Annotated in this window: 23 protein-coding genes; 22 read left to right on the plus strand and 1 reads right to left on the minus strand. The window is 64.6% G+C overall.

What is annotated here, in order from left to right:
- The first annotated feature begins 14 nt into the window (after positions 1-14).
- The 22 genes from CTATCC11996_RS02100 (at position 15) to CTATCC11996_RS02210 (ending at position 24,016) form a co-directional block, all read left to right on the plus strand.
- Positions 15-710, plus strand: coding sequence for a response regulator transcription factor (locus CTATCC11996_RS02100; protein ID WP_034347967.1), 696 nt, complete (start codon positions 15-17; stop codon positions 708-710).
- Positions 707-2,065, plus strand: coding sequence for a histidine kinase dimerization/phospho-acceptor domain-containing protein (locus CTATCC11996_RS02105; protein ID WP_003072470.1), 1,359 nt, complete (start codon positions 707-709; stop codon positions 2,063-2,065). The genes CTATCC11996_RS02100 and CTATCC11996_RS02105 overlap by 4 nt, the downstream gene beginning before the upstream one ends.
- A gap of 130 nt (positions 2,066-2,195) precedes the next feature.
- Entirely contained in the window at positions 2,196-3,260 is a 1,065-nt protein-coding gene (gene fba / locus CTATCC11996_RS02110) for a class II fructose-bisphosphate aldolase (RefSeq protein ID WP_003072472.1), read from the plus strand.
- A gap of 213 nt (positions 3,261-3,473) precedes the next feature.
- Positions 3,474-5,150 (plus strand): long-chain-fatty-acid--CoA ligase, encoded by a 1,677-nt coding sequence (locus tag CTATCC11996_RS02115; protein WP_003072474.1) that lies wholly within the window; start codon positions 3,474-3,476, stop codon positions 5,148-5,150.
- Positions 5,151-5,409: 259 nt separating this feature from the next.
- Complete coding sequence (locus CTATCC11996_RS02120; RefSeq protein ID WP_003072476.1) at positions 5,410-5,943, plus strand: cupin domain-containing protein; 534 nt, start codon at positions 5,410-5,412, stop codon at positions 5,941-5,943.
- An 8-nt stretch (positions 5,944-5,951) separates the two neighbouring features.
- Positions 5,952-6,830, plus strand: coding sequence for an alpha/beta fold hydrolase (locus tag CTATCC11996_RS02125; RefSeq protein WP_003072478.1), 879 nt, complete (start codon positions 5,952-5,954; stop codon positions 6,828-6,830).
- Between the two features lie 5 nt (positions 6,831-6,835).
- Positions 6,836-7,642 (plus strand): IclR family transcriptional regulator, encoded by an 807-nt coding sequence (locus CTATCC11996_RS02130; protein WP_003072479.1) that lies wholly within the window; start codon positions 6,836-6,838, stop codon positions 7,640-7,642.
- A 42-nt stretch (positions 7,643-7,684) separates the two neighbouring features.
- Complete coding sequence (locus CTATCC11996_RS02135) at positions 7,685-8,485, plus strand: aspartate dehydrogenase (RefSeq protein WP_003072481.1); 801 nt, start codon at positions 7,685-7,687, stop codon at positions 8,483-8,485.
- A gap of 192 nt (positions 8,486-8,677) precedes the next feature.
- A complete protein-coding gene (locus CTATCC11996_RS02140) occupies positions 8,678-9,664 on the plus strand; it encodes a Bug family tripartite tricarboxylate transporter substrate binding protein (protein ID WP_003072484.1) in 987 nt (328 codons plus the stop codon).
- 131 nt (positions 9,665-9,795) lie between these two features.
- On the plus strand, positions 9,796-10,554 hold the full coding sequence (locus CTATCC11996_RS02145) for a 5'-methylthioadenosine/adenosylhomocysteine nucleosidase (protein WP_003072486.1): 759 nt from the start codon (positions 9,796-9,798) through the stop codon (positions 10,552-10,554).
- A gap of 315 nt (positions 10,555-10,869) precedes the next feature.
- Entirely contained in the window at positions 10,870-11,646 is a 777-nt protein-coding gene (locus CTATCC11996_RS02150; protein WP_003072488.1) for an SDR family oxidoreductase, read from the plus strand.
- Positions 11,647-11,807: 161 nt separating this feature from the next.
- Entirely contained in the window at positions 11,808-12,680 is an 873-nt protein-coding gene (locus CTATCC11996_RS02155; protein ID WP_003072490.1) for an IclR family transcriptional regulator, read from the plus strand.
- Positions 12,673-13,473 (plus strand): SDR family oxidoreductase, encoded by an 801-nt coding sequence (locus tag CTATCC11996_RS02160; protein WP_003072493.1) that lies wholly within the window; start codon positions 12,673-12,675, stop codon positions 13,471-13,473. Before CTATCC11996_RS02155 ends, CTATCC11996_RS02160 begins: the two co-directional genes overlap by 8 nt.
- Before the next feature lie 128 nt (positions 13,474-13,601).
- Positions 13,602-15,299 (plus strand): thiamine pyrophosphate-binding protein, encoded by a 1,698-nt coding sequence (locus tag CTATCC11996_RS02165; protein WP_003072496.1) that lies wholly within the window; start codon positions 13,602-13,604, stop codon positions 15,297-15,299.
- Positions 15,300-15,334: 35 nt separating this feature from the next.
- Complete coding sequence (locus tag CTATCC11996_RS02170) at positions 15,335-16,810, plus strand: aldehyde dehydrogenase (RefSeq protein ID WP_003072501.1); 1,476 nt, start codon at positions 15,335-15,337, stop codon at positions 16,808-16,810.
- Between the two features lie 9 nt (positions 16,811-16,819).
- Positions 16,820-17,779, plus strand: a complete 960-nt coding sequence (locus CTATCC11996_RS02175; RefSeq protein WP_003072505.1) for a VOC family protein — start codon at positions 16,820-16,822, stop codon at positions 17,777-17,779.
- Between the two features lie 162 nt (positions 17,780-17,941).
- Positions 17,942-18,919, plus strand: a complete 978-nt coding sequence (locus CTATCC11996_RS02180) for a Bug family tripartite tricarboxylate transporter substrate binding protein (RefSeq protein ID WP_034347971.1) — start codon at positions 17,942-17,944, stop codon at positions 18,917-18,919.
- 184 nt (positions 18,920-19,103) lie between these two features.
- Positions 19,104-19,325, plus strand: a complete 222-nt coding sequence (locus CTATCC11996_RS02185) for a recombinase-like helix-turn-helix domain-containing protein (protein WP_003060438.1) — start codon at positions 19,104-19,106, stop codon at positions 19,323-19,325.
- 24 nt (positions 19,326-19,349) lie between these two features.
- Positions 19,350-20,375, plus strand: a complete 1,026-nt coding sequence (locus CTATCC11996_RS02190; protein WP_003072513.1) for an aromatic ring-hydroxylating oxygenase subunit alpha — start codon at positions 19,350-19,352, stop codon at positions 20,373-20,375.
- A complete protein-coding gene (locus tag CTATCC11996_RS02195) occupies positions 20,372-21,331 on the plus strand; it encodes a PDR/VanB family oxidoreductase (RefSeq protein WP_003072516.1) in 960 nt (319 codons plus the stop codon). The genes CTATCC11996_RS02190 and CTATCC11996_RS02195 overlap by 4 nt, the downstream gene beginning before the upstream one ends.
- 197 nt (positions 21,332-21,528) lie before the next feature.
- Complete coding sequence (locus CTATCC11996_RS02205) at positions 21,529-22,593, plus strand: porin (RefSeq protein WP_003072522.1); 1,065 nt, start codon at positions 21,529-21,531, stop codon at positions 22,591-22,593.
- Between the two features lie 151 nt (positions 22,594-22,744).
- The gene (locus tag CTATCC11996_RS02210) at positions 22,745-24,016 is read left to right on the plus strand and encodes an MFS transporter (protein WP_034347976.1); all 1,272 of its coding nucleotides are present in this window, start codon (positions 22,745-22,747) and stop codon (positions 24,014-24,016) included.
- 245 nt (positions 24,017-24,261) lie between these two features.
- Here CTATCC11996_RS02210 and corA read toward each other — a convergent pair whose 3' ends face one another.
- Positions 24,262-25,248, minus strand: coding sequence for a magnesium/cobalt transporter CorA (corA, locus tag CTATCC11996_RS02215; RefSeq protein ID WP_003072528.1), 987 nt, complete (start codon positions 25,246-25,248; stop codon positions 24,262-24,264).
- Positions 25,249-25,281 lie beyond the last annotated feature (33 nt).

Raw genomic sequence — 25,281 nt, forward strand, 5'->3', positions numbered from 1 at the left:
CGCACAATGCGTGCATGCGAATTCTGGTGGTCGAAGACAACGAAGGCATTGCAGCAGGGCTGCGAGCCAATCTCATGCAGCGCGGCTATGCGGTGGACGTGTGCACCAGCGTGGCCGAGGCCTGGCATGCCCTGAGCACCGAGCGCTTCGATGCCGTATTGCTGGACCTGGGTCTGCCCGATGCTGATGGCAGCGAGGTCGTGCGCCGCCTGCGCCTGCAGACAGGCCGTCCCGGTGTGCCGCAACTGCCGGATCCGGCCACGCCAGTGCTGATCCTCACGGCACGCGATCAGGTGCAGGACCGGGTCGCGGGGCTCAATCTGGGCGCCGATGACTACCTGGTCAAACCTTTTGACATGGACGAGCTGGAGGCACGCTTGCGCGCCATGATGCGCCGCGCCGCCGGTCAGGCATCGCCGGTGATCCGCCATGCGGATCTGGAGGTGGACCCGGCTGCCCGCACCATCAGGCAGGCGGGGCAGAAGGTGGAGGTTTCACCGCGCGAATTTGCCGTGCTCTGGGCCTTGCTGCTGGCGCGCGGGCGGGTGCTGTCACGCCCGCAGATCGAGGAGCATCTCTACAGCTGGGGCGATACGGTGGAGAGCAATGCCGTCGAAGTCTATGTCCACCATCTGCGCAAGAAGCTGGGCCAGAAGATCATTGTGACCATGCGCGGCGTGGGCTACTTCATGCCGCAGGAGCAGGAATGAAGGCCATGCCGCAGACCGGCATGCGCCGCAGCTCGCTGCAGCTGAATCTGCTGGCCTGGATGCTGGGCGCGCTGGCGCTGGTCTGGGGCAGCTTCGTCATCTGGGGTTACCAGACCGGGGTGCACGAGGCCGACGAGTTGACCGACGGACACCTGGCCGGAGTGGCTGCGCTGACCTTGAACTGGCATGTGCAGGACGATGTGCCGGCCGGAGAGACCACGGCTGTCCAGCCGCCTGCAGGCCTGCACGCCCACGACTATCAGGAGTCGCTGAGCGTGGTGCTCTGGAATGCGCAAGGCCTGCTGATCTCGCGCACCGGACAGGCGCCTTTACCGGACTTCGGCATCGAGCAGGGCTTTGCCACGATTGGTGCGGATAAACGCCAGGCCTGGCGCAGCTATACCCAGTGGAGTCAAGATAGAAAAGCCAAGGTCACGGTGATGATCGACCTGGCCGAGCGCGACAGTCTGGCCGACGACATCGCCATGCAGATGATTGAGCCGGGTTTCTGGCTGCTGCCCGTGATAGTGATTGCGCTGGGTGTTGCCATGCGCCGCGGCATGCGTCCGCTCAATCAGCTCACGCAACGCGTGGAGGCACTGGATCTGAGTCGTGACCAGCGCCTGTCCGACGCCCATGTACCGCGCGAGCTCTCGCCCATGGTCAGCTCCATCAACACCTTGCTCGACCGCCAGCAGCAGGCACTGGAGCGCGAGCGCAATCTGGCCAATGAAGTGGCCCATGAACTGCGCACGCCGCTGGCATCCATCGTTTTGCAGGCCCAGGCACTGAAGTCGGGGGGGCAGACCGATGCCGCTGTCATGCAGGCCGCGCTGCAGCGCATCGGTCAGGACGCACTGCATGCCGGCCATGTGCTCGATCAGTTGCTGACCCTGGCCAGAGCCGGACGCGGCATGCTGGATGCGCCTTTGCAGACCGTAAACTGGGCCGATGTGGTGCGCAGTGTGGCGGCGGCACAGGCTCAGCATGCCTGGCAGCGCGAAGACATGATCTCCGTGGATGCCCCGCAGGAGCTGCCTGTGCGCGGCAATGCGCTACTGCTCGATTCGGCCCTGCGCAATCTGGTGGAAAACGCCGTGCGCCACACGCCGGGCGGCACACAGATCGAGGTGCAGGCCGGTCTTGATTCGATCCGGGCGCTGGCTTGGGTGCAGGTCTGCGATGACGGCAGGCGTGATGCTGCACCAGAGCATGTGCCGCCCGCGGACAGTCTGCATCTGGGCCATGAAATCGTCAGCCGTGTCATGCAGGCCCATGGCGGGCGCTTCATGGTGGTCGAGGCACCGCAAGGCTTCACCACCTGCTATCGCATGGAAATACCGCTAGCCGGTTAAAATACCCGGTTACTAAGCGGTTACAGAAGCGTGGCCGCTGGTCTTTCCCCGGGCCACAGCTGTCGTGCGGCGCACTGCAGTGATTCATCGCCGGGGGCGTTGCCTCTCAAAACTTTGAACGGAACCCACCATGCCTTTGATCTCGATGCGCGAAATGCTGGACCATGCTGCTGAAAACGGCTATGGCATCCCCGCCTTCAACGTGAACAACCTGGAACAGGTCCAGGCCGTGATGTCGGCGGCTGACGAAGTCGGCGCGCCCGTGATCCTGCAGGCCAGCGCCGGTGCCCGCAAGTACGCCGGTGAGCCCTTCATCAAGCACCTGATCCAGGCGGCTGCCGAGATGTATCCCCACATTCCCCTGGTGATGCACCAGGACCACGGCACCACGCCTGAAGTCTGCCAGGGCGCGCTGAATCTGGGCTTCGGCTCGGTGATGATGGACGGCTCCCTGATGAGCGACGGCAAGACCCCTTCGTCCTTCGACTACAACGTGGACGTGACCCAGAAGGTGGTGGCCATGGCCCACCAGATCGGCGCCACCGTGGAAGGCGAGCTGGGCTGCCTGGGCAACCTGGAAACCGGCGAAGCCGGCGAAGAAGACGGCATCGGTGCCGAGGGCAAGCTGGACCACAGCCAGATGCTGACCGACCCCGAAGAAGCTGCCGTGTTCGTCAAGGCCACCCAGCTGGATGCGCTGGCGATCGCCATCGGCACCAGCCACGGCGCCTACAAGTTCAGCCGCAAGCCCACAGGCGACATCCTGGCCATCTCCCGCGTCAAGGAAATCCACGCCCGCATCCCCAACACCCACCTGGTGATGCATGGCTCCTCTTCCGTGCCCCAGGAGCTGCTGGCCATCATCAACCAGTACGGCGGCAAGATGAAGGAAACCTACGGCGTGCCCGTGGAAGAAATCCAGGAAGCCATCAAGTACGGCGTGCGCAAGATCAACATCGACACCGACATCCGCCTGGCGATGACCGGCGCGGTGCGCAAGTTCCTGGCCGAGAACCCCGACAAGTTCGACGCCCGCGAGTGGCTCAAGCCGGCCCGCGAAGCGGCCAAGCAAGTCTGCAAGGCCCGCTACATCGAGTTCGGCTGCGAAGGCCAGGGCGGCAAGATCAAGGGCTACAGCCTGGAGCAAATGGCCAAGAAGTACGCCGCCGGCGATCTGGCCCAGCTGGTCAAGTAATCTCAAGTTTGATAGCTTTCAGTGCTTTGCCAGTAGGCGCTGAAAGCTGAAAACACTCAAAGCCCGCAGTCTGTTGCCTGCGGGCTTTTTTCATGGGTTTTGACTTCTGTTACCAAGGTGACTAGGCTTGTTTCCTAGGGTTACTACAGTATCGAACGACCGTGCTTTTTATCACAATGGCCGGATCAGACGATAAGACACGGAGACAGAAGAATGAGTGACCGTCCTTGGCTGAATGCTTATCCAGAGGGAGTTCCTGCGGACATTGACGCGTCCCAGTATTCATCGCTGGTGGCCTTGATGGAGGAGGCATTTGCCAAGCATGCCGACAAGGTGGCCTATTCCTTCATGGGCAAGGAGCTGAGCTTCGCCCAGGTCGATGCGCAGAGCAAGCTGTTTGCCGCCTATCTGCAAAGCCTGGGACTGCAGCGCGGCGACCGCGTGGCGCTGATGATGCCCAATATTCCTCAGTACCCGGTGGCGGTGGCCGGGGTTCTGCGTGCCGGCTATGTGCTGGTCAACGTCAACCCGCTCTACACGGCGCGCGAGCTCGAGCATCAGCTCAAGGATTCGGGCGCCAAGGCCATTGTCATCATCGAGAACTTCGCCAAGACCCTGCAGGACGGCATGCATGGCAGCGCCGTGCAGCACATCGTGCTCTGCGCCATGGGCGACGAGCTGGGGCTTTTGAAGGGCATGCTGGTCAATTATGTGGTGCGCTCCGTCAAGAAGTTGGTGCCGCCCTTCAGCCTGCCCGGCGCCGTGCGCTTCAAGGACGCACTGGCCAAGGGGCGCGGTGCGACCTTGAATGCGCCGGTGCTCAAGGCCGACGACATGGCGCTGCTGCAATACACGGGCGGCACCACGGGCGTGAGCAAGGGGGCCGTGCTGCTTCACCGCAACATCATCGCCAACGTGCTGCAGTCCGAAGCCTGGAACGAGCCCGCCATGAAGAAGGTGCCGGCCGGCGAACAACCCACCAGTATCTGCGCGCTGCCGCTCTATCACATCTTCGCGTTCACGGTGAACATGATGCTGGCCATGCGCACCGGCGGCAAAACCGTGCTGATTCCCAATCCGCGCGATCTCAAGGCCACGCTCAAGGAGCTGTCCAGGCACCGTTTCCACAGCTTTCCGGCCGTGAACACCTTGTTCAACGGACTGGCCAACCACCCCGACTTCGGCACCGTGGACTGGAGTCACCTCAAGGTCTCGGTGGGCGGCGGCATGGCCGTGCAGAGTGCCGTGGCCGAGCTGTGGCTCAAGAAAACCGGCTGCCCCATCTGCGAGGGCTACGGCCTCTCGGAGACCAGCCCTTCGGTGACCTGCAATCCGGTCACGGCCACGGCTTACTCGGGCACCATCGGCGTGCCCCTGCCCAGCACCTATGTGAAGCTGGTCGGCAGTGACGGCCAGGACGTGAACGAGCCCGGCCAGCCCGGCGAAGTCGCCGTGCTGGGCCCCCAGGTCATGGCCGGCTATTGGCAGCGCCCCGACGAAACTGCCAAGGTCATGACGGCCGATGGCTACTTCCTCACCGGCGACATCGGCACCATGGACGAGCGCGGCTTTGTGAAGATCGTCGATCGTAAAAAGGACATGGTCATCGTCAGCGGCTTCAATGTCTACCCCAACGAGGTCGAGGACGTGGTCTCCAACTGCCCCGGCGTGCTGGAGTGCGCGGTGGTCGGCGTGCCCGACGAAAAGTCCGGTGAGGCCATCAAGCTCGTCGTCGTCAAGAAAGACCCGGCACTGACCGAGCAGGCCATTCGCGATTACTGCCAAGCCAATCTGACCGGCTACAAGCGTCCGCGCCACATCGTCTTTCGCACCGATCTGCCCAAGACGCCCGTGGGCAAGATCCTGCGCAGGGAGCTGCGCGACGCCTGAGAGTTTTCATCTTGTCCTTCAAGGCGAGTTCACAGGAGCGCTTGGCGCTCCTTTTTTTGCGCCTTTTTTCAGCTCGCTGCCCGTGCTGGCCGGGGCGAAACGTCATGCCCAAACCGGTCTCCACCGCACCGACAAGGAAATGTGCTTGTTGATATCGGGCAAGTCTTCTTATAATTGTTTCGCTAAATGAACCTGGTTTTATTAGTAAAACAAAAAGCAGATCGCTTTTTGTGTTCACCAACGGTTTCAGGAGAGACATATGAGCGAGATCGCACAAGACAACAGCGCCCGTACTTGGGATCGCCCCGAGGGCTCCAGCTTTGAAGACTGGATGAGCACACGCATTGCACGCTTTGCCACGCGCAAGTACGACTTCGATGCCCTGAAGTTCCAGGCCGACTTTGATCCTAAATACCGCCGCGGCCAGATGCGTTACATCGGCACGGGCGGCACGGGCGTGGCCTCCGACAGCAACACCATTCCGTCGGAAAACTTCACCTTCTCCACCATGGTGATTCCTGCCGGCCATGAAGGCCCTTCGCATCTGCACACCGATGTGGAAGAAGTGTTCTTCGTGATGCGCGGCAAGCTCAAGCTGGTGCTGGAAAAGGACGGCGAGCGTTTCGAGACCATCCTGACCGATCGCGATGTGGTTTCGGTGCCGCCTGGCGTGTACCGCGAAGAGATCAATGTCGGTGATGAAGATGCGCTGATGTGCGTGATGCTGGGTGCCAAAAAGCCCGTCACCCCGACCTATCCGCCCGAGCATCCTCTGGCCAAGATCAAGCGCTGAGCTTTGTCATGCACGAGGATTTGCTGTCGCTGAAACTGCAGCTGCTGCAGACCGGTTTTCCCGAGCGACTGGTGAAGCTTCCCCAGGGCGTCCAGGTCGCCTGGCGCGAGGCAGGCGACGCCAGCTCCGACTTCGCGGTGGTGCTGCTGCATGGGATCAGCTCCGGGGCCGCATCCTGGCTGGATGTGGCGCTGCAGCTGGCTGACAAAGTGCGTGTCCTGGCCTGGGATGCCCCCGGTTATGGCGTGTCGACGCCGCTGGCCCAATCGGCGCCTGCCGATGCCGACTATGCGCAGGCGCTGGCCCAGTCGCTGCTGGTGCTGGGCGTGCGGCGCTGCATCCTGGTCGGGCACTCGCTGGGCGCCCTGATGGCAGCCAGGCTGGCGCTCATGGCCGCGCCGGGACTGGTCGAGCAACTGGTGCTCATCAGTCCGGCAGGCGGCTACGGCGCGGCGGCCAAGGCCGAGCAGCAAGCCAAGGTGCGCGAGGGCCGGCTGGCGGCTCTGGCCGACAAAGGCGTCGCCGGCCTGGCGGCCGTCATCGACCAGCGTCTGGTGTCTTCCGGGGCGCCTGAAGCCGTGCGTGCCTGGGTGCGCTGGAATACGGCGCGCCTGCAGCCGCAGGGCTATGCGCAGGCGGTCGAGTTGCTTTGCGGCAGCGATCTGGCACAGGCGCAGGGCAGGTTGGGCATGCCGGTCGAGGTTTGGGTCGGCGAGCACGATGTGGTGACTACACCTGCAGCTTGCAAGTCCTGGTCTGAGTTGCTGGGCGCGCACTACGGTACGCTTGCGGCTGCCGGTCATGCTTCACCCGTGGAACAACCAATGGAGGTCGCGCATAGGCTGGCATCTTTGTTGAACCAAAGCTATTGCCCCAATACCAGCTGATTGCTATGAGCGAAACCCCTGAGATTTCAACCAACGAACAAGACCGTTACACCGTGCCCGCTCTGGATCGAGGGCTGCGCCTGCTGGCCTGCTTTGGTCCGACGCAACCGGTCTGGAGCGCGCCCGAGCTGGCGCGCAAGCTCGAGCTGCCGCGCTCCACGGTGTTTCGCATGTTGACCACGCTTGAAAACTCGGGGTATCTGCAGCGCAGCGGAACCGAATACCGGCTCGGTCTGGCCGTGCTGCGCCTGGGCTATGACTATCTGTCCACCCAGCCGCTGGCGCAACTGGCAGAGCCTGTGCTGCAGGCCTTGTGTGATGAGCTGGGCATGACCAGCAATCTTGCATTGCGCGACGGCACTTCCGTGGTCTATGTGGCACGCGTCACTCCGTCCGGAGCATTCCAGGGCGCGGTGCGCGTGGGTTCGCGTCTGCCGGCGCATGCGACGGTGCTTGGGCGAGCCCTGCTGCATGACATGGATGGCGCGCAGCTGCGCTCGGTGTTCGGCGGCGAGGAACTGCCCCAGTTCTCCGAGAGCACGCCGCGCAATGTCGACGAGCTGCTGCGTCTGCTGGCCGAGGATCGCGAGCGCGGCTATGCCATGGGAGAGGGCTTTTACGAGCCTGGCGTTTCCAGTATTGCAGCGCCGGTGCGCGCCGCAGACGGGCAGGTGGTTGCGGGGCTGGGTATGGCCATTCCGTTTACCGAGCTGGGGCCCGAAAAAACCCAGCTCTGGGTGCAGAAGGTGCTGGAGGCGGCAGAGACTCTGTCGGCTCATTTGCGCCAGCAGCACCCGGACCATTTGCGCTGACCCAGATCACGCCGGGCCAGCGCATTTTTCAGGAGTCTAGAGATGAAAAATATTGCTTTGATTGGCTGCGGCGCGATTGGCTCCAGTGTTCTGGAGCTTTTGAGCGGAGATACCCGGTTGCAGGTGGGCTGGGTACTGGTTCCCGAGATCACGCCAGCCGTGCGCGAGACGGCTGCCCGCCTGGCGCCACAGGCGCAGCTGCTGCAGGCCTTGCCCAGCGATGCGGTGCCGGATCTGCTGGTGGAATGCGCAGGCCATGCCGCCATCGAGGAGCATGTGCTGCCGGCGCTGGCGCGTGGCATTCCTGCGGTCATCGCATCCATAGGCGCCTTGAGCGCACCGGGCATGGCCGAGCGTGTACAGGCTGCGGCCGAGGCCGGCAACACACAGGCCCAGCTGTTGTCGGGCGCCATCGGCGGCATTGATGCCCTGGCTGCGGCGCGTGTCGGCGGCCTGGAGACGGTGGTCTACACGGGCCGCAAGCCGCCCAAGGCCTGGAGCGGTACCCCGGCCGAGCAGGTCTGCGACCTGGACAGCCTGACCGAGGCCTTCTGCATCTTCGAGGGATCGGCGCGCGAGGCCGCGCAGCTCTATCCCAAGAATGCGAATGTGGCGGCCACCTTGTCGCTGGCCGGACTGGGGCTGGACAAGACCATGGTGCGTCTGTTTGCCGATCCTGGCGTTCACGAGAACGTGCACCAGGTCGAGGCCCGAGGCGCCTTCGGCGCCATGGAACTGACCATGCGCGGCAAGCCGCTGGCGGCCAATCCCAAGACCTCGGCGCTGACGGTGTACAGCGTCGTGCGCTCGGTGCTCAACAACGTGGCGCCGCTGGCCATCTGATCCGGCGCCAGGCCAGGGGCGCCATGCGCGCCACCGGCCCTGGCACCTCTCTTGCTTGTTGCTGAAACCTGCACGCAGACCTCTCCCACATCAGCATGGTGTCACGCCTGTGCGAATCTTTCCTTGCGCATCATCAAACAGGGCGCGCATCGAACCTCGGCCGGCTTGACATCTCCATCCTCTGGAACCCTCATGCAACGCTCCGACTTTCTCAAATCCTGCCTGGCGCTGGCCAGCGTCCTGGCTCTGCCCGTCGCCCATGCGGCGACTGCCACCGAGCAGCTTTCCGCTGCGCAGTTCACCGTCATCGCGCCTTTCCCTGCCGGCGGTCCTGTGGACATCCTGGCGCGCATTCTGGCGACCGGCCTGACCGAGCATTACAAGCAGGCCGCCATCGTCGATAACCGTCCCGGTGCCAGCGGCAATATCGGCATCGACATGGTCAAGCGCGCCAAGCCCGACGGCCATACGCTGCTGGTCGTGCCTCAGGGCAATCTGACCATCAATCCGACGCTGATGCCCAAGCTGCCCTACAGCGTGTTCGGCGACTTCGTGCCCGTGGCTTCCATGGGGCGCACGGCCAATGTCATTGCGGTCAATCCGCAGGTGCCGGCCAAGTCGGTTCAGGAGCTGGTGGCGCTGTCCAAGGCCAAGCCCAACTCCATCAGCTACGCTTCGCCCGGCGTGGGCTCCAGCCTGCATCTGGCCGGCGAGCTGTTCAAGGACAAGTCGGGCGCAGACATCATGCATGTGGCCTACAAAGGCTCGGCCCAGGGCGTGACCGATGTGCTGGGCGGCACCATTCCCATGATCGTGGCCAATCTGCCCACCGTGCTGCCACATTTGCAGTCGGGCAAGCTGCGCGCTCTGGCCGTGACCGATGGTTCGCGCTCGGGCTTTTTGCCCAATGTGCCGACCCTGGCCGAAGCTGGCGTGCCGGGGATTGCCATTTCCTCCTGGTATGGCGTGCTGGCTCCGAAGAACACGCCTGCAGAGGTGGTCAAGCAACTGGGCGAGGATATCGACAAGATTCTGAAGACCCCGGCAGCACTGAACCAGCTCAAGGCACAGGGGATGACGCCCTGGGTGGTCAAGGGCGAGGCCTTCGGCGAGCTGATCCGCAAGGAAACCGGACTCTGGGCGCCCATCATCAAAAGTCATGAGATCGAGGCGCAGTAGGCCCTCGTGCTCTAATCGCGCCTCTTGCGCATCCCCCAAAAGCGGCCTGGTGCCGCTTTTGTGCTTTCCTTGTACTTTCTTTTGTGCTTTCACCAGGGCCGCCCGGCCCATGTTCCGGAGTATCCCCATCCATGACGCTTGCCATTCTCAGCGCTCTTGCCGAAGAACAACACGGCCTGGTCGACGCCATGCAGGGCATGCAATGCCTGCGCCATGCCGGGCGCGACTTCTGGCTGGGCAGGCTGCATGGTCACGAGGTGGTGTGCGCGCTGTCGGGCATCGGCAAGGTGGCCGCTGCCACCACCACCGCCGCGCTGATCGAGCGCTTCGGCGTGCGCGGCATTCTGTTCACTGGCGTGGCCGGCGGCATCGGCGCGGGCGTGAACGTGGGCGATGTGGTCATCGCGCGGACTTTCCTGCAGCATGACATGGATGCCTCGCCGATCTTTCCGCGCTGGCAGTTGCCCGGCTACGGCTGCAGCACCATGGCCTGCGACGCGGCGGCGACGGACAGGCTGGTGCAGGCTGCCGACTCTGCGGTTCGCTCCGGCATCGTGGCTTCATATGCTTCGGCTCGCGTCCATCAGGGCTTGATTGCCAGCGGCGATCAGTTTGTCAGCTCGCGCCAGGCCAGCGCCCAGCTCAGAGCCGATCTGGAGGCTGCCGGCCACGCCGTGCTGGCTGTGGAGATGGAGGGCGCCGCCGTGGCCCAGACCTGCCTGGATTACGGCACGCCGTTTGCCGCGATGCGAACCATCTCGGACCGGGCGGACGACAGCGCCCATGTGGACTTCTCGGATTTCGTGCGCACGGTGGCAAGCCGCTACGCGCAACGCGTGGTACTGGACTTTCTGCGCCAGACACCTGCGAAGAAGCAGGCTGTTTGCTAATCTTTTAGTAGCTGTAAGCTATTGATAGATATGATTTTTAAGTTGTTTTAAGCCTGAAAGTATTCATTGATAAGCGCTATAAGCTATTGATATTGATGACCTCTGATCCGGTCCGCCGATAGTTCGGATCGGATACCTTTTGTTGCCCCGTTTTCCTTTCAACCGCGCTTGTCGCGGTTTTTTTACGCCTGTGTGTCGCTGTGGGGTGGGGACTACGGGTTTCTCCGGGTATTGACTCAAAAGAAGGCTCACTAAACTGCAGACTTGTTTCAAGAAAAAAGTGTCATTTCATATTTGAAACAAACAAGGTTTAAGATGACCCTCAACACCATGCCTTCCACCGGTCAGCTCGCTGGGCGCCGGATTCTTGTGACCGGCGCTGCGCGCGGCCTGGGTTTTGCTTTTGCGCAGACGCTGTGCCAGCAGGGGGCGCAGCTTGTGATGGCCGATCTGCGCGCTGAATTGCTGAACGAAGCCGTTGCCAAGCTGCGCGCCATGGGCTTCGAGGCTCACGGCGTCGCCTTTGATGCCAGCAACCCGGATTCCATCGAACAGTGCGCACAGCAGGCCGTGCAGACCCTCGGCGGCCTGGACGGCCTGGTCAACAACGCGGCCGTGACGGACTCCGGCGGCAAGGGCATGGACGACATCGCCCTGGACAAATGGGATCAGGTGATGAACGTCAACGTGCGTGGCGTCTGGCTGATGACCCGTGCCTGCCGCGCGGCTCTCAAGGACAGCGGTCGTGGTGCCATCGTCAATCTGGCTTCCGACACTGCCATGTGGGGCGCTCCCAACCTGATGGCCTATGTGGCGAGCAAGGGTGCCGTGATGGCCATGACGCGTTCCATGGCGCGCGAGCTGGGCGCGGACGCCATCACCATCAATGCCGTGGCGCCGGGCCTGGTGCTGGTCGAGGCCACCGAGTACGTGCCCGAGCACCGCCATCGTCTCTATATCGACCAGCGCGCGTTGCAGCGCGAGCAGGGACCCGAGGATGTCTCGGGTGCCGTGTCCTATCTGCTGTCGGACGGTGCGCGCTTTGTGACGGGCCAGGTGCTGCCCGTCAACGGCGGCTTCGTCATGAACTGATATGAATTGCCCCCTGAGTCGCTGCGCGCCTTCCCCCCAGGGGGACGACAGCCTCGCTGCGGGGCGGCCCTTGCTTGCTGTCTCTGGCGACGGAAACGGTGCATGCAGCGGGGGCGCTTCAAGCTTGGGTGCAACAAGCTGGAATGAACCGAAAGTTGGGTATGTCTGCTTCCACTATTCCTGAAGATGCTGGTGGCGCGCCGGACGGCGGCTCCGACAAGTACATGGTGCCCGCGCTGGAGCGCGGTCTGCGCCTGCTGCAGGAGTTCGGCCGCGACAACGCCACGCTGGGCGCGCCGGAGCTGGCGCGTCGCCTGCAGCTGCCGCGCGCCACGGTGTTCCGCATGCTCAACACGCTGGAGAGCATGGGCTTTTTGCAGCGCGCCGAGGGCGGCAACGACTACCGGCTGGGCCTGTCCGTGCTGCGTCTGGGCTTCGAGTTCCTGTCCTCCATGGACCTGACCGAGCTGGGCCAGCCCGTGATCGCGCGGCTGTGCGAGGAAATCCGCTTCCCCTGCAACATCGTGGTGCGCGACGGCCGCTCCATCGTCTATGTGGCCAAGGTCACGCCTCCGACGCCGCTGACCAGCTCGGTGCGCGTGGGCACGCGGCTGCCTGCCCATGCCACGCTGCTGGGCCGCATCCTGCTGGCCGATCTCTCGCTGCCCGAGCTGCGCGCCCTCTATCCCGAAGAGCATCTGGAAGGCCATTCGCCCAATACGCCCAGGACCGTGGTCGAGCTGTTCGACCTGGTTCAGTCCGATCGCGAGCGCGGCCATGTGGCCGGTGCCGGTTTCTACGAAAGCTCGATCTCCACCATCGCCGCGCCCGTGCGCGACCACAGCGGCCGCGTCATCGCGGCCCTGGGCGTGACCCTGGCCTCGGCCCAGATCGATCTCGCGCGCCAGACGGAGCTGGTGCCGCGTGTCTGCGCGGCGGCAGCCGAACTGTCGGAGCTGCTCAACTACCGGCCGCAGTCCAGCGCGCAGGTTCTGTCCATCACTTCAAGGCGCGCAGGAGGCGGCCATGCATGATTTCAAACTCGACGCGACAGCCGTCGTCACCGGCGGCTCTTCGGGCATAGGCCTGGCCACCGTGGAGCTGCTGCTGGCCCAGGGCTCACGCGTGGCTCTGTGCGGCCGCAATCCCGAACGCCTGGAGCAGGCCGTCAAGCAGCTGCTCGAGCGCCACCCCGAAGCCCGCGAGCGCCTGTTCGCCCAGGCCTGCGACGTGCTCGATGCCGAGCAGGTGCAGCAGTTCGCCCGCGCCAGCGAAGCGGCGCTGGGCCCGGCTTCCATCCTCATCAACAACGCCGGCCAGGGCCGTGTCTCGACCTTCGAGAACACCAGCGACGAAGCCTGGACCGAGGAGCTGCACCTGAAGTTCTTCTCGGTGCTGCATCCCACGCGCGCCTTTCTGCCGCAGCTCGAGCGCGGCGAAGGCTCGGCCATCGTCTGTGTGAACTCGCTGCTGGCCTCCCAGCCCGAGCCCCACATGGTCGCGACCTCGGCGGCGCGCGCCGGCCTCAAGAACCTGGTGCGCTCCATGGCCACCGAGTTCGCGCCCAAGGGCGTGCGCGTCAACGGCATCCTGGTCGGCCTCATCGAGTCAGGCCAGTGGCGCCGCCGCTTCGAGGCCCGTGAGGACCGCAGCCAGAGCTGGGAGCAGTGGAGCGCCGAGCTGGCCCGCAAGAAGTCCATTCCGCTGGGTCGCCTGGGATCACCCGCTGAAGCCGCGCGCGCCATTTTCTATCTCGCCACGCCCCTGTCGTCATACACGACCGGCAGCCATATCGATGTTTCCGGAGGCCTTTCGAGATATGCGTAGCACCCCCTGCGCGGCTTGCGCCGCTTCCCCTTCTCACGCTTTGTGAGAGGGGGCCGCCTAGGCCCTTGCTTGGCGTCCCGTGCATGAGGCGCGCCGGCTTCGACCACTAACGAAATTCAGACCAGAACATGACATCCACCGCAAACCAAATCACCGTCGGCGCCGTCGTTGCCGAATTCCTCGAGCATTGCGACGTGAAGGCCGCCTTCGGGGTGATCTCCATCCACAACATGCCCATCCTCGACGCGATGTTTGCTCGCGGCAAGGTGCGCTTCGTGATGGCGCGCGGCGAGGCCGGCGCGGGCAATATGGCCGACGCCTGCGCGCGCTCTACATCCAGCCTGGGCGTGTGCATCACCAGCACCGGCCCGGCTTCGGGCAATATCGCCGGCAGCCTGGTGGAAGCCTATACGGCCGGCACGCCGCTCTTGCACATCACGGGTCAGATCGAGACCCAGTACCTGGACAAGAAGCTGTCCTATATCCATGAGGCGCCGGACCAGCTGACCATGCTGAAGTCCGTCTCCAAGGCTGCCTTCCGCGTGCTGAGCGCCGAGACCTGCCTGTCCACGCTCAAGGCTGCGGTGCAGACTGCGATGACCGCCCCCACGGGCCCGGTCAGCGTGGAGATCCCCATCGACATCCAGCAGGCGCTGATAGACATGCCCGCCGATCTGTCGCCGCTGCCGGTGGCTGTGCTGGCTCCCGGCGAGGCCGCGCTCGATGCACTGGCCGAGCAACTGGCCAAGGCCAGGCGCCCGCTGCTGTGGCTGGGCGGCGGCGCCCGCCATGCCGGCGCTGCCGTGCAGCGTCTGAAGGCCCTGGGCTTCGGCATCGTGAGCACCGGCCAGGGCCGCGGCATCGTGCCCGAGGACGATCCTGCCTCGCTGGGCGCCTACAACATCCAGAAGCCCGTCGAGGCCTTCTATCAGCGCTGCGACGCCATGCTGGCCGTGGGCACGCGCCTGCGCAGCAACGAAACCCTGAAGTACGAACTCAAGCTGCCGCGCCCGCTGCTGCGCATCGATGTGGACGCTGCCCAGCAAGGCCGCTGCTATATGGATGACGGTTTTGTCTGCGGCGACTCGGCCCTGGCCCTGAACGGTCTGGCCGACCGCCTGGAAGCGCGGGGCTACAGGGCTGACCCCGAGCTGCTGGCCGACCTGCGCCAGGTGCACGACGAAGTCGTGGCCACCATGCGCGACGGCCTGGGCCCCTACAGCGCCCTGGTGCAGCAGCTGCAGCAGGCCGTGGGCCGCAACTTCAACTGGGTGCGTGACGTGACCGTCTCCAACAGCACCTGGGGCAACCGCGAGCTGCGCTTCTTCGAGTCCAACTCCGGCGTGCACGCCACGGGCGGCGGCATCGGCATGGGCATGCCCATGGCCATTGGCGCGGCCATCGGTGCGGCCGAAAGCGGCTCGGGCCGCAAGACCCTGGGCCTGGCCGGCGATGGCGGCTTCATCCTGAACCTGGGCGAGCTCGCCACCCTGGTGCAGGAGGAGTGCGACACCATGATCGTGCTGATGAACGATCAGCGCTATGGCGTGATCCAGAACATCCAGGATGCCTCCTACGGCGGCCGCCGCTGCTACGTGGAGTTGCACACCCCCGACTACGCCCAGCTGTGCGCGTCCATCAAGCTGCCCCATGCCCGCATCAGCGATCTCGAGGATCTGCCTGCGGTGCTGGAAGGCGCCTGGGGCAAGAAGGGGCCCTTCCTGCTCGAGATCGACATGCGCGCCATCGGCAGCTTCAAGACCACGTTCTCGGGCCCTCCGGTGAACAAGCTGGACCAGATCCCGGCCACCACCAAGGCTCAGTGAGCCAGCACGACCAGCAAGAACGAAAGAGCTTCACGATGTCGAACCTAGAACTGCTCCCCATCAATATCGGCGGCGAATGGCGTCTTGGCGGCGGCGACGAGTCCGCCACGCTCTACCCCGCAACCGGCGAGGTGGTGGGCCGCCTGCGCGCTCCCAGCCTGGCCGATGTGCAAGAGGCCATCGAGAAGGCCGACCATGCCTTTCGCACCAGCGGCTGGGCCCAGAAGAAGCCCCATGAGCGTGCCGCCGTGCTGCACCGCGTGGCCCAGCTGATCCGCGAGCGTGCCGAGCCTCTGGCCCAGCTGCAGCGCCTCGATAACGGCAAGCCCATCAGCGAGACGCGCGCCCTGGTGGCCAGCGCCGCCGGCACCTTCCAGTTCTTCGCGGCAGCCTGCGAGACCATGGAGGAGACCATCACGCCCTCGCGTGGCGACTTCATGACCATGAGCGTCTATGAGCCCATGGGCGTGGTCGCGGCCATCACGCCGTGGAACTCGCCCATCGCCAGCGAGGCGCAAAAGCTCGCCCCCGCGCTGGCCGCCGGCAACGCCGTGGTCGTCAAGCCCGCCGAGGCCACGCCGCTGCTGGCGCTGGAGCTGGCCAAAATCTGCGAAGAGGCCGGCGTGCCCAAGGGCATCGTCAGCGTGCTGCCCGGCCGTGGCTCGGTGATCGGCGACGCCATCACCAAGCACCCGCTGGTCAAGCGCGTGTCGTTCACGGGCGGCACTTCCACCGGCAAGCACATCGCCCGCATTGCGGCCGACAAGATGATGCCTGTCTCGCTGGAGCTGGGCGGCAAGTCGGCCACCATGGTGCTGGAGGACGCCGACCTCGACCATGCCGTCAACGGTGTGCTCTACGGCATCTTCAGCTCCTCGGGCGAATCCTGCATCGCGGGCTCGCGCCTGTTCGTGGCACGCAAGCTCTACGGCGACTTCATGGAGCGCCTCACGGCCAAGGCCGCCGCCTTGCGCGTGGGCGATCCGGCCGACGAGCGCACCCAGATGGGCCCGCTGATCACCGCCAAGCACCGCGAATCCATCGAGAGCTATGTGCAGCTGGGCCTGTCCGAAGGCGGCCGGCTGCGCACCGGCGGCCACCGCCCTGAGGGTGCGCTGTACGAGCGCGGCTACTACTACCGCCCGACCATCCTCGAAGGCGTGACCAACAACGACCAGATCTGCCAGCAGGAGATCTTCGGCCCCGTGCTCGTGGCCATGCCCTTCGATGACGAAGAGGCCTTGCTTGAGCAGGCCAACGACAGCGTCTACGCACTGGCTGCCGGCATCTGGACGCGCGACTACAAGGCCGCCTGGCGCATAGGCCGCGCGGTGCAGGCCGGTACCGTGTGGATCAACACCTACAAGCAGTTCTCCATCTCCACGCCCTTCGGCGGCTGGCGCGACAGCGGCCTGGGCCGCGAGAAGGGACGGCTGGGCATACAGCAGTACATGGAGCAGAAAAGCATGTACTGGGGCTTGAACGAACACCCGCTGGCCTGGGCAAATTAAGGAGCGATCATGAGCGTACTGGGCATTGACGAAATCAGCTACGGCGCCGACGACCTGGCGGCCTGCCGCCAGTTCTTCCTCGACTGGGGCCTGAGCCTGGTCGACGAGCAGGCCGACCGGCTGGTGTTCGAGACACTGAACGGCTGCCGCGTGATCGTGGCTGCCACCAATCACCCCGATCTGCCGCCCGCTATCGAGCCCGGCCCCACGCTGCGCGAGGTGGTCTGGGGAGTGGAAAGCGAAGCAGACCTGGCTTTGTATGCAGATCGCATCCGCGCGCTTCCAGGCTTCGTCCAGGGCAATGGCCGCATCGGCTGCACCGACCCCAACGGCCTGGCCGTGCGCCTGCAGCTCACGCAAAAGCGCGATGTGCAGATGCAAAGCGCCGAGTACAACACCTGGGACCGCAAGGGCCGTATCAACCAGGCCAGCCCGGCCTATGAGCGCGCCCAGCCCATCGAGGTCGGCCATGTGGTGTTCTTCGTCAAGGACGTGCAGGCCTGCGAGCGCTTCTATGTGGAGAACTTCGGCTTTGCGGCCTCGGACCGCTATCCCGAGCGCGGCGCCTTCCTGCGTACCGCGCCCGATGGCGGTCACCACGACATCTTCTTGCTGCAGCGCCCCGACAAGCATGCGGGCCTGAACCATGTGGCCTTCACCGTGCGCGACATTCACGAGGTCTTCGGCGGTGGCATGCACATCTCGCGCTGCGGCTGGGACACCCAGCTCGGCCCGGGTCGCCACCCCGTGTCCTCGGCCTATTTCTGGTACTTCAAGAATCCGGCCGGTGCGCTGGTTGAGTACTACGCCGATGAGGACCAGCTGACTGCCGACTGGCAGCCGCGCGAGTTCGAACCCGGACCGACGGTGTTTGCCGAATGGGCCATTGACGGCGGCCTGGACGGCAACACCCGACGCCAGAAGGGCGTGGGCGCTGCCGACGGCAAGTTTCTGACCGACAAGAAATGAAACACCCTCTGAGCCGCTTCGCGCCTTCCCCCTCTCTCGCTTCGCGGGAGGGGGACAACACCCTCGCTGCGGGGCGGCCCTTGCTTGGTGTCTCTGATGTGAGCGAATTCTCCAGATCCTCTGGCTGGCTAGAGGCTTAACCACAACCCCACGGGCTATTTCATGAAAAACATTCGTCGCCAGGTAGTTATCGCTGCTGCATTGCTGGCTGCAGCCCAGATGTCAGGTTCCGCGCTGGCGCAAGCCTATCCGAGCAAGCCCATCACCATCGTCGTGGCCTATCCGGCTGGCGGCGATACCGATGCCATGGCACGCCTGTATGCCGAGAAGCTGGGCCAGCGACTGGGGCAGCCCGTGGTGGTGGACAACCGGCCCGGTGCCAGCGGCACCATCGGCACCGTGCATGTGGCCAAGGCCGCACCCGACGGCTACACCTTGCTGCTGGCGCCCAATACCTTTGCCATCGCCCAGTTCGTGCTCAAGACCAACGCGGGTTCGAGCTACGACGTGCTCGGCGGCTTCACGTCCATCGTGCAGACCAGCGTGCAGCCCATGTTCGTGGCCGCCAGTCAGAGCTCGGGCATCAAGGACATCAAGGCCCTGGCGATCCAGGGCAAGCGCGACGGCCTGACCTATGCCAGCCCCGGCAGCGGCTCGCCCATGCACATCCTGGGCGAGATGTTCAACAAGGCCGCTGGCACCAAGCTGTCCCACATTCCCTACAAGGGCGTGGCGCCCGCAGTCAACGATCTGATCGGCGGCCATGTGCCCACGACCTTCATGACCTGGGGGCCCATCGCGCCCTATGCAGGCGGCAAGGTCAACGTGCTGGCCGTGGCCGATGCGCAGCGCAGCCCGCTGGCACCGAATGTGCCCACACTGGCCGAGCAGGGCGTCAAGGATGTGGAAGTGTCGGCCTGGCAAGGCCTGTTCGGCCCCAAGGGAATGAAGCCCGAGACCGTCAAGCTGCTGAACACCCACCTCAATGAAATTCTGAGGATGCCGGACGTGGTCGCCAAGATGGCGGCCTTCGGCGCCCTGCCTGCGGGCGGCGAGCCGGCACGTCTGGAAAAGACCAACGCTGCCGACTACAACCGCTTCGGCAAGCTCATCAAGGACCTGGATATCCGGGCCGACTAAATGACCAACCCCCTGAGTCGCTTCGCGCCTTCCCCCATGGGGGACGACACCCTCGGTGCGGGGCGGCCCTTCCTCGGTGTCCCTGAGGTCGGGCCGCGCCAGTTTCACGCGATACGGGTGGCACGCAGCGCTCCGGGCGATGAAACCGAACCACGATTCAAGACAGTTTTCGAAGGAGAGAACCATGGCCGCTGATCGATATCTCGAGCCGCATCAGGCGCGCGAGCGCGCCTCCACCCTGTTTGAGGACCTGCTGGGCGACTCCATTGAGCGCGCCTTCGGCGAGGGCGTGCAGACGCTGCCCGAGCTGGTGGCCTACATCAACCGCAGCGGCCCCGCCGGCGAGAACGGCGAGCCCTGGACCGAAGACAGCTTTCAGGCGCTGATGGCCCGTCTGGGCTATTGAGACAGAACAGGACAGGAGTACCCCATGAACGTACAAACCATCACCATCAATCCGGTGGACCGTTTGCTCAACACGGGTCTGAAGAACCTCTGGTATGCGGTCTGCCCTTCGGATTTCGTCAAGACCGAGCCCGTCTCGCTGCGCCGCTTCGGCCGCAAGATCGCGCTGTGGCGCGACGCTGCCGGTCAGGTCCATGCGCTGGAAGACCACTGCCCGCACCGCGGCGCGCCGCTGTCCCAGGGCGTGATCCTGGGCGACCGCCTGGCCTGCCCCTACCACGGAGTGGAAGTGCGCTGCGACGGCACGGTGACCAAGGTGCCCGGCAGCCCCGGCTGCAAGCTCGAAGGCTCGCGTGCCGCGCTGGCCTTCCATGTGCGCGAGATGCACGGCGCGATCTTCCTCTACAACAGCGACAAGCATGTGGACGAGGCTCCCGATTTCAGCCTGCCCGAGGAACTGAGCTCGCCCGAGTACTCGAACTTCCTGTGCTATGCCGAGTGGCGCAGCGACTACCGCTACGCGCTGGACAACGTCATGGACCCCATGCACGGCACCTTCCTGCACAAGCAGTCGCACTCCATGGCCGAGGGCGACAGCAAGGCCAGCTTCCAGGTGCGTGACACCGATCACGGCTTCGTGTTCGAGAAGGTCGGCCAGCGCGGCGTGAACTTCGACTGGACCGAATATGGCGAAACCGGCGTGCAGTGGATGCGCCTGGAGATCCCGTACCCCAAGACCGGCGGCCCCGGCGGCAACTTCGCCATCGTCGCCTGCGTCACGCCCATCAGCGCCGATCTGTGCGCCGTGTTCTTCTGGCGCGCGCGCAAGGTGCAGGGCTGGATGCGCGACACCTGGCGTTTCCTCTACCGCAACCGCCTCGAGGCGCGCCACTGGGCCGTGCTGGAGCAGGACCGCATCATGATGGAGCAGATGGAAGCCGACGCCAATGAGCGCGAGAACCTCTACCAGCATGACATCGGCCTGGTGCGCCTGCGTCGCCACCTGCGTCGTCAGGCCCAGGAACAGATCGACGAAGGCATCGCATCATGAGCAACAGCTTGCAGGCCTTTGTGCACACGCTGCGCTTCGAGGCCCAGGACACCATCAGCGTGGAGCTGCGCCCGGTCGATGGCGGCGAGTTCCCTGCCTTCACGGCCGGCTCGCATATCGACCTGCACCTGCCCAACGGGCTGGTGCGCAGCTATTCCCTGTCCAACGACAGCAGCGAGCGCCATCGCTACGTGGTCGGCGTGCTGCGCGATCGCGCCAGCCGCGGTGGCTCGCGCTGCGTGCACGAGTCGCTGCGCGTGGGCATGCCCATCACCATCTCCGAGCCGCGCAACCACTTCGCGCTCGACGAGACGGCAACGCATTCGGTGCTGGTGGCTGGCGGCATCGGCATCACGCCCATGCTGTGCATGGCACGCCGCTTGAAGAGCTTGGGACATTCGTTCGAGATGCTGTACTTTGCGCGCGAGCGCAAGAGTGCGGCCTTTCTGGCCGAGCTGCAGGCCCTGGGCATGCCACTGCACCTGCACTTCGATGCCGAGGCGGGCGGGCCGCCCGACCTGCGGGCATTGCTGGCGCAGCGCGCCCCCGAGGCGGGCCTGCACCACTATTCCTGCGGCCCGACGCCCATGCTTGATGCCTTCGAGAAGTTCTGCGCGGAGCTCGGTCATGCCAATGCCCATATCGAGCGCTTCACGCCCGTGGAGGTCAAGGCATCGTCCGATGCGCGCAGCAACTACACGGTGGAGCTCAAGCGCAGCGGCCGCTTCATCGAGATCACGCCCGAGAAGTCCCTGCTGGACACGCTGCTGGACGCCGGTGTCGATGTGGATCACAGCTGCTGCGAAGGGGTCTGCGGCTCCTGCGAGACCCGTGTGCTGGAAGGCGTTCCCGACCACCGCGACTCGGTGCTCAGCCCCAAGGAGCGCGCTGGCAACAAGGTCATGATGGTCTGCGTCTCCGGCTGCAAGAGCGAGCGCCTGGTCCTGGATATATGACACCCCCTGAGTCGCTTCGCGCCTTCCCCCCTCTCTGTATCCGCTTCGCGGGAGAGGGGGGCGGCACCCTCGGCGCGGGGCTGCGCGGCCGGCCCGCGTCCTTCATCGGTGTCCCTGAGCTGGACCATGCTGAATTGACGAGTGAGGCCCTGGGCCAGCAACTGAAGACAACCCACCACCCCTAGAGGAGACAAACCATGAAATCCATCCATACGCCGGCCCTCGGCGTGGCGCTAGCCTGCCTGGCATCTTTGCCCGGCGCCGCTTCGGCACAGTCCAAGGTCGAGCTTTTCGGCGTCGTCGACGTCGGCGTGGCTCATCTGGGCGGCTCGGGAGCCTCCAAGACCGGCCTTTCCACAGGCGGCGCCAACATCAGCCGCCTGGGCTTTCGCGGCACCGAGGATCTGGGCGGCGGCCTTAAGGCGGGCTTCTGGCTCGAGGCCGGCCTGGACGTGGACAGCGGCGCCGGCAAGGCCACGGGCGGCGGACTGAGCTTCAATCGCCGCTCCACCGTGAGCCTGATGGGCAACTGGGGCGAGGTGCGCCTGGGGCGCGACGACTCGGCCACCTTTCTGAACACGCTGATCTTCGATCCCTTCCTGACCAACGGCGTGGGCGGCACGGGTGCCTTCACCATGCTGGGCATTCCGGGCGTTCCCTCGACCGGCGGCGCGCCCATACAGATCAGCAATGCAGTGAGCTATTTCCTGCCCCAGAACCTGGGCGGCTTCTACGGTCAGGCTCAGCTGGCATTCGGCGAGCAGCCCAGCGGCGCGCCCAACAAGCGCGAGGGCGACTATCGCGGCCTGCGCCTGGGCTACCGCCAGGGCGCGTTCAACGGCGCGCTGGCCACGGGCCGTCTCTACGGCAACACCAGCGACACCAATCTGACGGCGAACAATGTGGGTCTGTCCTACGACTTCGGTGTGGCCAAGCCCATGCTGCTGTGGGCCTCGGAAAAGCGCGGCGGCACCAAGATCACGGCCGTGCAACTGGGCGTGACCGCTCCCGTGGGCAATGGCGAGGCCCGTGCCTCCTTCGGCCACTACAACCTGTCCGGCAGCAATGCGGACTGGAACAAGATCAGCGTGGGCTATGGCTACAACTTCTCCAAGCGCACCCAGGTCTACGGCACCTATGCCTTCCTGAAGAACAAGGGCTCGGCGGCGAAGTCCATCGGCGTGCAGGGGCTGAGCGCTCCCGGCACCACGCCGGGCGGCAACGCGAACGGCCTGGAACTGGGCATCCGCCACTTCTTCTGACCCCGCCCCGCAGGGCCGGCATGGGCCGGCCCCGGGGTTTCGGCGGCAGCACGGCTGCCGTATCGCGCGCCCGCCAGGACGTGCGCCCTGGCGGGGCCGGCGGGTGCCGGTCCCGGCTTTTTTCTCTCTCAACGCTAGCCGGACTCCTATCATGAAAGACTCACGCTCGTTGCGCTGGTGGGGCGTGGTCACGCTGTTCGTGATCGTCGCCATTTCCTACGTGGACCGGATCAATATCTCGGTCCTCATCACCGATCACGACTTTCTGTCGCACATCGGCCTCACGCCCGACGACCGAACGCGTCAGGGCCTGCTGGCCACGGCCTTCATGGTCGGCTACGGTGTCTCGTCCTTCGTACTCACGCCGTTCTGCGCGGCGCTGTTCGGCGTGCGCCGCAGCCTGTTTGCCGGCTTGCTGCTGTGGGGTGTGGTGACCTTTCTGTCTCCGGCCATGAACAGCTACGGGCTGCTGCTGGCATCGCGCGTTCTGCTGGGCGTGTCCGAGGGGCCGCTGTTCTCCCTGGCCGGCAGCTACATCAAGGCGCATTTCGAGAGCCGCGAGAACGGCAAACCGAACTCCCTGGTCAATATGGGCACCGGACTGGGCCTGGCAGTGGGCTATCCCTTCGTCGGCTACCTGGTCGTGGGCCACAACTGGGAGACCTCGTTCCATGTGCTGGGCCTGATCAACGTGCTGCTGGGCGTTCCGCTGGTCTGGGCCTTTGTGCGCATGCCCAAGGTGGAGACCGGCATGCCCAAGCCCCAGTCGCTGGGCCAGGCCGTGGGCCAGGTCGGCCAGATCGTGCGTGGTGCCATGCACACGCGCTATCTGTGGCTGATCACCATTCTCACGGCGGCCTTTCTGTCCTATCTCTGGGGCAGCAGCAACTGGCTGCCTGCCTATCTCAAGGAGTCGCGCGGCTTTTCCATGCGCGAGATGGGCTGGCTGGCTTCGCTGCCGCAATACGCGAGCGTGGCGGCGGTCTTCGTCGGTGGCATGATCATCGATCGCATCGCGCGCCGCCAGGTGCCGCTGATCTTTGTCTTCGGCAGCCTCGGCGTGGCGATCGCCGTGTGGCTGGCCATCCATATGGAAGACCGCTATGCGGCAGCCTATTGCCTGATTGCAGCCAACTTCTGCTGGGGGCTGATGAGCCCGGCCATTCCCAGCACCGTGCAGCACTGTGCTCGGCCCGAGCATGTGGCCAGCGCCTATGGCGTGGTCAACGGCGCGGGCAGCCTGGTCGCGGGCTTCATGCCGGCCATCATGGGAGCGGTGATAGGCGCGCTGTCGGCCCGCGGCGGCGTCGGTGCGGGATTCTTTGCGGGCTTCGCGGCGCTGATAGGCACGCAGGTGATCGTGATGCTCTGCGGCATCGTGCTCTGGGTGCGCGAGCGCAGCGCCGAAGCGCAGTCATCGTGATGCGCATGCAAAAAAAAGGAGCGCATGGCGCTCATTTCTCATGGGTTTCAGCATATTTTGAGCCTGAGATGACTGTTGATAAGTCGTAAACAGCTCTATTTTTAATAGCAAACACCTTGAGCCTGGTGCGACGCATCTGAGCTGACACCGAGCAAGGGCTGCCCCAGCAAAGGCTGCCTCAGCAAAGGTGTCGTCCCCCTTGTGGGGCGCCGTGCAACGGGAAGGCGCGTAGCGCCACAGGGGGACTATTTCAACCAGCCGCGTTTGCGGAAGTACAGCATGGGGCCGACGGCGCTCAGAATCATCAGGCCGACCACGTAGCCGTAGCCGAATTCCCACTCCAGCTCGGGCATGAACTTGAAGTTCATGCCGTAGACGCTGGCAATCAGCGTGGGCGGCAGCAAAGCCACGCTGGCCACCGAGAAGATCTTGATGATCTTGTTCTGATTGATGTTGATGAAGCCGACCGTGGCGTCCATCAGGAAGTTGATCTTGTCGAACAGAAAGGCCGTGTGACTGTCCAGCGACTCGATGTCGCGCAGAATCTGGCGCGCTTCCTCGAACTGCTCGGCGTTGAGCATCTTGGAGCGCATCAGAAAGCTCACGGCGCGGCGCGTGTCCATGACGTTGCGGCGGATGCGGCCGTTCAAGTCTTCCTGGCGGGCGATCGCGCCCAGCACTTCCTTGGCCATTTCGTCGGTCACATCGCCGGACAGCACCATCTTGCTGGCTTTTTCCAGGTCGTCGTAAATGCGCTCCAGCGTGTCGGCAGAGTACTCGGCGTCGGCGTCAAACAGCTTGAGCAGCACGTCCTTGGCATCGTCGATCAAGCCGGGCGCACGGCGCGCTCGCATGCGCAGCAGGCGAAAGACCGGCACATCCTCGTCGTGGATGGAGAACAGCACGCCATGGCTGCGCAGCGCTGCGTTGTGCTGGTTGACGATGAAGGCCACGCGCACCGAGCGGGGGTCTTCGTCGTCGTCGATCAGAAAGTCGCTGCGGATATGCAGCTCGCCGTTGTCTTCTTCGTAAAAACGCGCCGACTCCTCAATGTCGTCGTCCATCGCATCCTCAGGGATGGACAGCTCGTAGTGCTGCTTGATCCAGCGCTTTTCTTCGAGGGTTGGCGATTCCAGATCGACCCAGACGGGGCGAAAGCGTTCAAGGTCTGCCAGGGACTCGATTTCTTCCTGAACGAGTCGACCATTGGCTAGCGTAAAGATGTTGAGCATCAGCTCACTCCCGGTTGTTCTTGAGGTTCTGCA

This window comes from Comamonas testosteroni ATCC 11996 (assembly GCF_000241525.1).
In the GTDB taxonomy this organism is placed as follows: Bacteria; Pseudomonadota; Gammaproteobacteria; order Burkholderiales; family Burkholderiaceae_C; genus Comamonas; species Comamonas testosteroni.